The sequence below is a fragment of the Rhodococcus sp. NPDC003382 genome (assembly GCF_053589135.1).
On record NZ_JBSFRH010000043.1, the window covers coordinates 46463 to 54158 of the forward strand.

The window sequence follows — 7696 nt, forward strand, 5'->3', positions numbered from 1 at the left end:
CACGGCCGTCCGATCCCACGACGAAGGCCCTCGGCTCGTAGCCGAGGGCCTTCGTCGTGGAACCGGAAGGAGTCCGGTCACCGTTCGGCGAAACGCTGCCCGAGGTCGTCGATCTCGGGAAGACCCATGAACGAGGTGAACTCGTCGAACGGCGGCAGCTCGCCGAGCACCGCGCGCGGCGTTCCGTCCCGGAGGATCGCCCCGTAGAACTCGCGCACCGACCGGGTCGCCGTGAGGAGCGCACCGATCGGGAACAGCACCAAGGCGAACCCGAGGTCGGTGAGCTCGTCCAGGGGGAGACCCGGGGTCCGGCCGCCCTCCACCCAGTTGAACACCAGGCGGTGGCCCTTCAGCCGGGACGCGACCTTGCGCACGTCGTCGGCGCTCGCGGGAGCCTCGACGAACAGCAGGTCCGCGCCCGCATCGGCGTAACGCTTCGCGCGCTCGATCGCCGCATCGATACCCTCGACCGCCGCCGCGTCGGTGCGGGCGATGACGAGCAGATCCGGGTCGGTGCGCGCTGCGGTCGCCGCCTCCAGTTTGGCGACCATCTCCCCGGCGGGAATCACCGCCTTTCCGGCCATGTGGCCGCACCGCTTCGGCGAGACCTGATCCTCGAGCTGAAGCGCTGCGACGCCGGCGTTCTCGTAGTCGCGAACGGTGCGGATCACGTTGATCGGATTCCCGTAGCCGGTATCGGCGTCGGCCACGACCGGCACGTCGACGGCCGCGACCATCCGGCGGGCATGGTCCGCCATCTCCGTCGCGGTCAGCAGGCCGACGTCCGGCCGTCCCAACAGTGATGCGGCGGTGCCGAATCCGGTCATGTACACGGTGGAGAAGCCTGCGGCTTCGGCCAGCCGTGCAGTGAGTGCGTCGTAGGCGCCGGGAGCGAGAACCGGGGATCCGGAATCGAGCAGGCGACGCAGCTGTGGCCGCGTCGCGGTCCGGGCGCCGAGCAGGTCGGACATGGAATGCCTTTCGAAATTTCAGGGAACCAGATGCCGCGGGTTCGCGACCCGCAGCCTGGTGAGGACAGCGCTCGAGACGGCCCGACGGACGGCGACGTCGTCGTAATCCAGGGCACCCGAGCGGATTCCGGTGGCGAGATCGGCCTCGGTGTCGCAGCCGAGTTCGCCGAGCCGACCGCGCACGATGTTCGCGGCGTCGTCCCCGGCGGACAGCTCCCGGCCGGCGATGCGCAGGAGGTTCGCGCAGATCCGCAGCAGGTACCGCTGCCGGTCGGCATCGTCGGCCAGTGCCGGCGCGATCTCGTCGGTGAGTGTCGTGGCGACGAGATCGACGATCTCGGTCGTCGTCGGCCGGTCGTGAACCGTGGCGGCCCGGGAACGCGGTTCGGGCGCGTCACCCGGGTCGTCGAGGAGCCCGAGTACGAGCAGGAGGTCGTACTCGGATTCGCACACCCGGCGTCCGATGGACGCCAGTTCGAGGGAGAACTCCTCGCCGCTGAGGTGCCGCTGCGCCTGGAATCGGCTCAGGACGAGCCAGCGCAGCGTGCCGTAGGCCTCCCACCAGTGCAGTTCGGCGTCCGACGGGCGGATCCCGGTGGCGCGTTCGTAACCGTCGACGAGTTGCTCGCGGGTGCCGATGCCACCGACCGGCAACTCGGCACCGAACCGCCAGGCGCGGACGCACAACCAGCCCAGGTCCTCGATGGGGTCGCCGAGGTGGGCGAGTTCCCAGTCCAGGACGCCGCGGATCCCGGTTCGGTCGACGAGCAGATTGCCCATCCGGAAATCACCGTGTACCAGCGCTTTCGGCCGCACCGGTGGTCGATGGTCACGAAGCCAGCGCAATCCCATCTCGACGGCAGGGCGCGGCTCGTCGAATTCCCGGTACACCGCTTCGATCGCGTCGAGCGGATCCCCGGAATCGAGCATCGCCACCTCGGCGACGTCGCTGCGGTGGATCAGGCCCAGGGCGTATCCCATCTGCTCGGCGAGCTCGGCCCGGACGGCGACGAGTTCCGGGTCCCGCTGCAGTTTGCGCGGGAGCGATTCGCCGTCGACCCTGTTCATCAGCAGATAGGGCGCGTCGATCCCCGGTGCGGTGTCGCCGGCCGCGAGGACCTGGGGGACCGGGACGCCGGCCGCGGCCGCGGCGCGCAGGCACGCGGCCTCCGCGCGCATGCGGTCGGCGTCGCCGTGGCCGGGCGGGTCGCGGCGCAGCACGACCGGCAGGGGACTGCCGTCCGAGGTGTGGGCCTCGACAGACCACACCTGCCTGCTCGCCCCGCCGGTGAGTCGGTGCACGTCCGCGACCGTGACGGTTTCGTCCCGGGCATCGGACAGGACGTCGGCGATGCCGTCGGCGAGTGTGGTGGTGGGGGATTCGGTCATCGCCACGGTGCCGCCTCGGGGTCGCGCAGGAGACGACGCGCCGTCGACATGCGGTGCACTTCGTCGGGGCCGTCGTAGATCCGCGCGTACCGGGCGCGGCGGTACATCTCCTCGAGCGGGGTGTCGCCGGTCAGGCCCAGCGCCCCGTGGACCTGGATCGCACGATCGACGACGTTGTGGAGCATCCGGGCTCCCCAGAACTTGATCAGGCCGATCTGGACCCGCGCGTCCTCGCCGGCGTCCATGGCACGGGCCGCATCGAGGGTCATCAGCCGCGCCGCGTGGATCTCGGCTGCCGATTCCGCCACGTAGCGGTGGATCTCGCCCTTCTCGGCGAGGAGCGTGCCGTGCACGTAGCGGCTGTTCGCGCGCTCGCACATCAGCTCGAATGCCCGCTGCGCCTGCCCGAGCCAGCGCATGCAGTGGAAGATCCGGCCGGGTCCGAGACGATCCTGGGCGACGACGAACCCCTTGCCTCGCTCCCCGAGGAGGTTGGCGGCCGGGACGCGGACGTCGGTGAGCCGGACCTCGTAGTGGTCGCTCGGGTCGTGGCCCATGGTCGGGATCGAGCGGACGATCTCGAATCCGGGGGTGTCGGTGGGCACGATGATCGCGCTGATCCGCGAGTGGCGCGGCGTGGACTCGGGCTCGGTGCGGGCGAAGACGGAGCAGTATCCGGCGTCGGCGACTCCGGTGGTGAACCACTTGTGCCCGTTGATGACCCAGGTGTCGCCGTCGAGTTCCGCCCGGGTCTCGATCAGGGTGGGGTCCGAGCCGGCGACGTCGGGTTCGGTCAGGCCGACGGACGGCAGGAAGTCCCCGGCGACCAGCGGCGGGATCCACCGCTTCTTCTGCTCCTCGGTGCCGTGCTTGCGCAGCATCAGCGTGTCCTGCATGGACACCGAACCCACGGCGAGCTGGCCGAATTCGGAGCGTCCGATGATCTCGTTGAGGTAGACGAAGTCGAGGAACGGCACGCCCCCGCCGCCGACGTCGGCCGGGTGTCCGAGAGCCCAGAGTCCGAGTTCCTTGGCGCGGGAACGCAATCCGTCGAGCGTCTTCCGGGCGTCGTCACCCTCACGGGTGAGGACCGGTTCGGCGGGGATGACTTCGCCGTCGATGAAGGCGCGCATCCGGGCGCGCAGGTCGGCGATCTCGCCGTCGGGCTGGTTCACCATCATTCCAGTGCTGCCTCTCGTGTTATGTGCGCGATGCTCGGTTGCGGGAACCGATCTCGCGAAGGGGGCGGATCGCGGCGGAGTCGACGTACTCGTCGATGCGGGAGATGTGTCCGTCCTCGACGCGGACGAACAGGCCGGCGGGAATCTCCAGGGGGCCGTGCCCCGGGAGGACGCCGCGGACCACGTGTTGCTGAGCGAATCCGTCGGGCAGGATGTGCCGGCGGATGTCTTCGTAACGGAAGTCCTCGAGCGTGCGCGCGAGCCACCGCAGTACTCGGAGGTTCTCGGAAACGGTCTGCTCGAGGCCGTCGTCGTTGTGCCAGATACGCGCGTCGGGCGCGTACAGCTCGGTGAGTGTCGCCTCGTCGCCGCGTTCGACGGCGGCGAAGAAGCGATCGGCGAGGTCGTTCATTGGGAAATGCCGTTCATGGGGCAGGGTTCTCCTCGCAGCTATGCGGTGTCGGGGTCGAGTCCCAGTGCACCGAGGCACATCTGGTCCAGGGTGTCCAGCAGCCGTTCCTCGTCGGCCTCGTCGCCCTGGACGAGCCAGAGGTAGAGGGTGTGGTCGACCATCGCGGCCATGGCACGGGCCGCGAACACCGGGTCGAGCGAGGAGCGGACGAGCCCGTCGGCCTGCCAGCGGGCGATCGCCCGCGACGTCCGTTCGACCAGTTGCTGGCGGTGCTGCTGACGCAGCGCACGGAACTCGTCGTTGAACGTCGCGACCTGCTCGACGATCGCCATCAGTCGCGCGTTGCGCCGGTACGCCTGGTAGTAGGAGCGGTTGGACGCGACGAGACGGGCGGCGGGGGACAGGTCGGGGTCTGCGGGTTCGCGACGGTGCACGTCCTCGAACAGGCGGGTGCTGAGCTCACGGAAGATGTCTTCCTTGGATTCGAAGTAGCGGTAGAACGTTCCGTAGGAGACCTTGGCCTCCTGTGAGATCTGTTCGACCCGCGTGTCGGGGAAACCGACGGTCTCGAACACGGTGCGGGCAGCGTCGAGCAGTGCATCGCGGGTCTTGCGGCCGCGTGCGGTCAGGGTGTCGACCGGTGCAGGGACGGACGGGGTGTTGACAGATGACTTGGCCACGGTCAAACTATCCAAGAAGATGACATGACTGTCAAGTCATTTTTCGGCCACAGCCACGACACATTCTTCCTCGTCATCGCGCCGAAAGGGATCGCAATGGACAACTCGGATCCGAAGTTCGAATTCCGCGGAATCAACCACCTCGCGCTCGTGTGCTCCGACATGCGACGCACCATCGACTTCTACTCGGGTGTGCTGGGCATGCCGCTCGTCAAGACGCTCGACCTGCCCGACGGACTCGGCCAGCATTTCTTCTTCGACTGCGGAGGAGGGAACACCCTCGCGTTCTTCTGGCTCGCGGATGCCCCCGACGCGGCACCGGGTATCGCCGCGCCCAAGGGCCTGCCGGACCAGGGTGAACTCGCCAGCGCCGTCGGCTCCATGAACCACGTCGCCTTCGCGGTGCCGCCGGAGAAGTTCGACGAGTACCGCACCCGGCTGAAGGCCGAGGGCATCGCGGTCAGCCGTGTCCTCAACCACGACGACAGCCCCGCGGGGGTGTCCCGGGAGGTGCATGCCGGCACCTTCGTCCGATCGTTCTACTTCCAGGACCCGGACGGTGCTCTTCTGGAATTCGCGTGCTGGACACGAGAGTTCACGGAGGATGACGTCCGGCACGAGCCGAAGACCGCCGCCGACCGGCGCGCGACGAGCGTCCGCTGACAACCCCGAAAGGAACCGCCATGCCCCGACTTCGTGAGGTCCCGCGCGCCGAGGTGACCGACGAGAAGATCCTGTTCTTCTACGACAGGCTCTTCGGGCCGGACAAGGATCCCGCCGTCGATCACGGCACCATCCACGCCACCCCGGGTGACTGGTGGACGGTCTTCGCCCAGTCACCCGCAGTGTTCCGGCACGCGGTGCGCGGATTCTCGCTCTACCGCAACGCGAAACTGGATCCCCTCCTGCGGGAACTGGGCCAGGGACGCGCCGGGTACGCCCGCGGAAGCCAGTTCGTCTTCTCGCAGCACTGCAAGCAGATGCGGTCGCTCGGCATGCCGGAGGAGAAGATCGCCGCGATCCCGTCCTGGCAGATCAGCGACCTGTTCTCCCCGCTCGAACGTGCCGTGCTCGCCTACACCGACGGCCTCGTCCACGACGGGGGCCGCGTACCGGACGAGGTGTTCGCCGCCCTGCAGGCCGAGCTCTCCGACTCCGAGATCCTCGAACTGACGTACATCACCTGCATGTACGACATGCACGCCACCATGTGCCGGGCGCTGAAGCTCGAGTTCGACGACCGGCCCGAGCCGATCGAAGAGGTCCAGGTGCCCGAGGGCGTCGTGGTCGCGGACCTGTCGGCCGACCTCGCGGGAGAATAGCGAGGAGTCGGAACGGATCGTGCGGCCGCGGTCGGGGCGGCCGCACGATCGCTACGTGGTGAGCAGGTAGAAGCGCCACAGATCGAAGTTCTCGATCGGCAGGACCGAGACGTCGGCGAACCCGGCGTCGAGCGCGTAGCGGCGCAACGTCGGCATGCGCATCACCGTTCCGGTCCCCACCGAGCCGGGGTGGCTCATGCTGTCGGGCAGGCAGCAGGTCAGGCTGAACCCGTACATGAGGCGGTCGATTTCGTTTGCGGGTGCGGTGAACTCGTCCGCGACCGCTTCGTCCATCACGACGACCACGCCGTCGTCGGTCAGTGCCCGCCGCATCGCGCCGAGCACTTCCACGGGCCGGGGCATGTCGTGAATGCACTCGAACGCGAACGCGGCCGAGAATCGTCCTTCCGGAAGTTCCTGGGCATCCGCTTCGATGATCGTGACGCGATCCGAAACATCCGGGTGTTCGGCGACATTGGACGTGGCGAGGGCTACGGTCGCCGGATCGATGTCGTAGCCGGTCACCCGGGCCTGTGGGTACGCGCGCGCCAGCGCGATCGTCGACCATGCTCCACCGCAACCGATGTCGGCGATCTCGATCCCCGGTTTCTGCAGCAGGTCGTGGAGTTCGGGCACCGACGCCAGCGCCGGCGGCAGGGCCTTCTCGAACCACGGCCGGTTCATCGCGGCCTGCGATTCCCGCGCGTCCGCACCGAGGTCCGCCCAGCTCACGCCGCCGCCGGTGCGGTAGGCATCGAGCAGTTCGGGCAGGTGGACGGCAAAACCGCACAGCATGCGTGCGAGCGGGCCGAGGTAGTTCAGGCTGTGCTCGTCGGTGAGGACCTCGGCGGCAGCATCCGGGAGGGTGTATGTCCGCGGATCTCCGTCGCTCGCGACGAGCAGCCCGGTCGCGGCCTGCTGTTCGAGCCATTCACGCGCATAACGAGGATGGGTGCCGGTGCGCTCGGCCAGTTCCTCCGGAGTGGCCGGCCCGTCCGCGGCGAGACTGCGGTACCAGCCGAGCCGGTCGCCGATGTAGATGGCGATCAGGTCGACCGTTCCGAGCGATGCGTCGAGGACCCGTTGCGCGAGGGCCTCGACCGTGGGGGCGATATCCATGTCGGTCATGAGTGCCTCCGAGAGGAGGGGGTGTTCGGGGCATTTTCATGGTGCCTGCCGGGCGTGCACGCGACAACCTGCCGGACCTCCGGGAACAATTGCCGTACGGTGTACGTTAACCGAGGGCATCCCACAAGAAGGAGAGTTCTCGTGCAGATCACCGGCAGTGCCCTGTCCCTCAATGTCGCGGACGTCGAGGCGTCGGCGGAGTTCGCGATCCGGCACCTGGGTTTCGCCCCGGAGATGTCCGCCGACGGTTTCGTGTCCCTCGCCCGCGAGGACGCCGGATTCAACCTGATCTTCCTGCGTACCGGGCTCGGCACCTTCAAACCGGCCAGCCATGCCGGTGCCGCCGGGCAGGGAACGCTCGTGGCGTTCGTCGTCGACGACATCGACGCCGAATACGAGCGGCTCCGAGGCGAAGGCGCCCGCATCGTCACCCCGCTCGAGACCGAGCCGTGGGGCGAGCGCTACTTCCAGATGCTCGATCCCAACGGCATCGTGTTCCAGCTCGTGCAGTGGGTCGACGGCGCGGACAGAAATCGAGGGCGCGGCGCACAGCAGGTTCGCGGAGGCGCTCCGCGGACCGACCACGATCCTGAAAGATGCCGAGGCGCAGTGG

Annotated in this window: 8 protein-coding genes and 1 pseudogene; 3 read left to right on the plus strand and 6 right to left on the minus strand. The window is 68.4% G+C overall.

The window, feature by feature from the left end:
• Window positions 1-77: 77 nt before the first annotated feature.
• Genes ACWDUD_RS24060 through ACWDUD_RS24080 form a run of 5 tightly spaced genes read right to left on the minus strand, consistent with a single transcriptional unit; the run spans window position 78 to window position 4633 of the window.
• Window positions 78-971 (minus strand): isocitrate lyase/PEP mutase family protein, encoded by an 894-nt coding sequence (locus ACWDUD_RS24060; RefSeq protein ID WP_450110927.1) that lies wholly within the window; start codon window positions 969-971, stop codon window positions 78-80.
• An 18-nt stretch (window positions 972-989) separates the two neighbouring features.
• Window positions 990-2360 carry a phosphotransferase family protein gene (locus ACWDUD_RS24065; RefSeq protein ID WP_450110933.1) on the minus strand — a complete coding sequence of 457 codons (1371 nt, stop codon included), beginning with the start codon at window positions 2358-2360 and terminating at the stop codon, window positions 990-992.
• Window positions 2357-3541: an acyl-CoA dehydrogenase family protein gene (locus ACWDUD_RS24070; protein WP_450110928.1), complete on the minus strand. Its 1185-nt coding sequence runs from the start codon at window positions 3539-3541 to the stop codon at window positions 2357-2359. The genes ACWDUD_RS24065 and ACWDUD_RS24070 overlap by 4 nt, the downstream gene beginning before the upstream one ends.
• A gap of 19 nt (window positions 3542-3560) precedes the next feature.
• Window positions 3561-3953 (minus strand): nuclear transport factor 2 family protein, encoded by a 393-nt coding sequence (locus ACWDUD_RS24075; RefSeq protein WP_450110929.1) that lies wholly within the window; start codon window positions 3951-3953, stop codon window positions 3561-3563.
• A gap of 38 nt (window positions 3954-3991) precedes the next feature.
• Window positions 3992-4633 (minus strand): TetR/AcrR family transcriptional regulator, encoded by a 642-nt coding sequence (locus tag ACWDUD_RS24080; protein WP_450110930.1) that lies wholly within the window; start codon window positions 4631-4633, stop codon window positions 3992-3994.
• 96 nt (window positions 4634-4729) lie between these two features.
• On the opposite strand from ACWDUD_RS24080, the gene ACWDUD_RS24085 reads away from it, so the two are divergent.
• Entirely contained in the window at window positions 4730-5296 is a 567-nt protein-coding gene (locus tag ACWDUD_RS24085; RefSeq protein WP_450110934.1) for a VOC family protein, read from the plus strand.
• 20 nt (window positions 5297-5316) lie between these two features.
• Window positions 5317-5955, plus strand: coding sequence for a carboxymuconolactone decarboxylase family protein (locus tag ACWDUD_RS24090; protein ID WP_450110931.1), 639 nt, complete (start codon window positions 5317-5319; stop codon window positions 5953-5955).
• Window positions 5956-6006: 51 nt separating this feature from the next.
• Here the strand turns inward: ACWDUD_RS24090 and ACWDUD_RS24095 are convergent, their stop codons facing one another.
• Entirely contained in the window at window positions 6007-7074 is a 1068-nt protein-coding gene (locus tag ACWDUD_RS24095; protein WP_450110935.1) for a methyltransferase domain-containing protein, read from the minus strand.
• A 150-nt stretch (window positions 7075-7224) separates the two neighbouring features.
• Between ACWDUD_RS24095 and ACWDUD_RS24100 the strand changes: the two are divergent.
• Window positions 7225-7599: pseudogene (locus ACWDUD_RS24100) on the plus strand (VOC family protein); the annotation flags it as partial.
• Window positions 7600-7696: the final 97 nt, after the last annotated feature.